A 2095-nucleotide genomic window follows, 5' to 3' on the forward strand; every position below is an offset into this window, starting at 1 on the left:
GACGCGGCGCTGGCGCCGTTATGGCCGGGACAAGCTCGGGGCATGGCGGGTCACGGGTGCGCGACGGCGGGCCGACTGCGGGACACCAGGCCCGGCGACTGTTCCGACGCCACGAAGATGAAGTTGTTGATGTAGCGGCCGGTCTTGCCGGAGGTGCCGACGTTCCGCATCGGCTGGTCGCGCTCGATGCGAAACTCCGCGATCGGGACCAGGTTGCCGTCGTGCAGATAGAAGCCGTCATAGCCGAGGCCGGTCAGGAGATTCGAGACCCGCCGCACCGAGCCCGGATTGTGGCGCTCCTCCACCTCGACGACGATGTTGGGCTTGTCGCGCGACAGCAGCTTGACGGCGCCGCGCAGCACCTGTTCCTCGTGGCCCTCGACGTCGACCTTGAGGATGCCGACGCCTGCGAAGTCGTAGCTGTCGAGCGTCCTGACCGGCACCTCGATCGACGTCAGCCTGGCGGGGTCGGCGAGCGAAAGATCGTTGGTCGTCGCAATCGTCGCCCATGAATGGATGCCGCTGGGCATCCGAAGCTCGGCGTGGCCGGGCGAGTCGGACAGCGCGACGCCCTCGACCCTGACGTCGCGATACTGCTTCCTGAGATAGGATTGCAGCGCCGGGATCGGTTCGAACACGACGACGCCTTTGCAGAGTTTTCGCAAATGATGCACGTAAAGGCCGAGATTGCCGCCGACATCGACCGCAAGCTTGGCGTCGCTGCAGAGCAGGGGCAGCAGCTTGATCTCCTTTTCGCGTGCGCCGAGGCGCCGCATGCGCCTCAGGTGCACGAGCTTCGGGAAGGCTCTCTCGATCAGTGCCCTGACCACTGACATCAAACGATCTCCAACCAAGCTACGGGATCAGGCGGCAATGTTGCGCGCGCGCCGCGCGTTGAAGCTGCGGTGCCGATCAGGCGGCCGGTCATGACGTCGCCGTTTCCGTCCGCGCGACGGCGGGCGCGCTGCGCCGGCCGGTGGCCCGGCGGCGCGCGGCGGTGAGTGCGATGCGCCAGCGCGGCGTCGCCGCCGGGCCGGGCCCGGGCCTTCCATTCTCCATCGCTTCCGGCGCCTTGATGTAGGCCACAGCGAGGCCCAGCACGAGCCAGATGAAAGGAATCTTGTAGCTCGCAATCACCCACCCGCTGAACTGCAGGCCGAAAAATCCGCAGATCACGGCGGCGCCGATGTAGGGAAAGGCGCCGTGCTCGAGATGGAAGCGGTGGGCCGCAACCGCCGCCCTGCCAAGGAGAAGCGTGCAGAACAACAGCCAGACCGCATAGCCGGCCGCGCCGAGCTCGGCGAGGATGCGGCTGTAGAGCGAGAAGGACGGAAAGAACGAGGCGTCTGGATCGGTGATCCATTTCTGGAATTCCCAGGTGTCGGCCCAGGACGGAAACAGCCGGGTCACCTGGAACGGATATTGCCCCATGCCGACGCCGAAGGCCGGGCTCTGCAGGAACTCGTTGATCTGGATCGCCATGGTGCCGAAACGCGAAACATTCGAGATGTTGTCCGAGGCGATCGCGGCGGCGGCGATTTCGTTCTGGTACAGCGCGATGGCAACGAGCGGTGTGATGCTCAGCACCAGATAGAGCGCCATCAGCGCGTAATGCATGCCCTGATAGGCGCCGCCGCGCGCGACCAGGAACAGCCGCAGATAGGGGATCAGCAGGATGACGGGCAGCACGCCGACCAGCGAGGTCCGGCCGGACAGGAATGACAGGGCCAATAGGTTCAGGAACAGCGCCCAGCACGCGGCCCGCCGCAGCGTGCTGCTGTGCTGATTGGCAAAGGCCCACAGCCAGGGCAGCGTGAAGATCGCGTACATGCCGAAGTTCGACGCCTCATAGGTCACGCTCTGGATTCTGCCGATGATGAAATGACCCCTGCGCATCAGCGCATGGATGACGCCGGAGACCTGCAGGAAGATGTTGTAGACCGCGTCGACCTTCCACGACACGAGCTCGATGTCGCCGACCGCGATGACCAGCATCGCGCCCCAGAACAGCGGCGCCGCGAGCAGGGTGCGGAATGCGGTGGTCGAATAGAAATAGACCAGGTAGGCGAAATAGAAGCCGAACATCGGCACCATG

The 2095-nt window shown here is 65.1% G+C and carries 2 protein-coding genes; both read right to left on the bottom strand.

Annotated elements, in window-relative coordinates; translation table 11 throughout:
* Positions 1 to 50: 50 nt before the first annotated feature.
* Positions 51 to 836 carry an FkbM family methyltransferase gene (locus tag JOY90_RS03490; protein WP_291689773.1) on the bottom strand — a complete coding sequence of 262 codons (786 nt, stop codon included), beginning with the start codon at positions 834 to 836 and terminating at the stop codon, positions 51 to 53.
* Between the two features lie 88 nt (positions 837 to 924).
* Positions 925 to 2095 (bottom strand): hypothetical protein (locus JOY90_RS03495; RefSeq protein WP_291689774.1); only part of this gene is annotated, 1171 nt, incomplete at its 5' end.

It is taken from the genome of Bradyrhizobium sp., from assembly GCF_019242285.1.
Lineage (GTDB): Bacteria > Pseudomonadota > Alphaproteobacteria > Rhizobiales > Xanthobacteraceae > Bradyrhizobium.

Coding starts and splice junctions, on each gene's coding strand:
- JOY90_RS03490 (WP_291689773.1), bottom strand. CDS start 836: ATGTCAGTGGTCAGGGCACTGATCGAGAGAGCCTTCCCGAAGCTCGTG.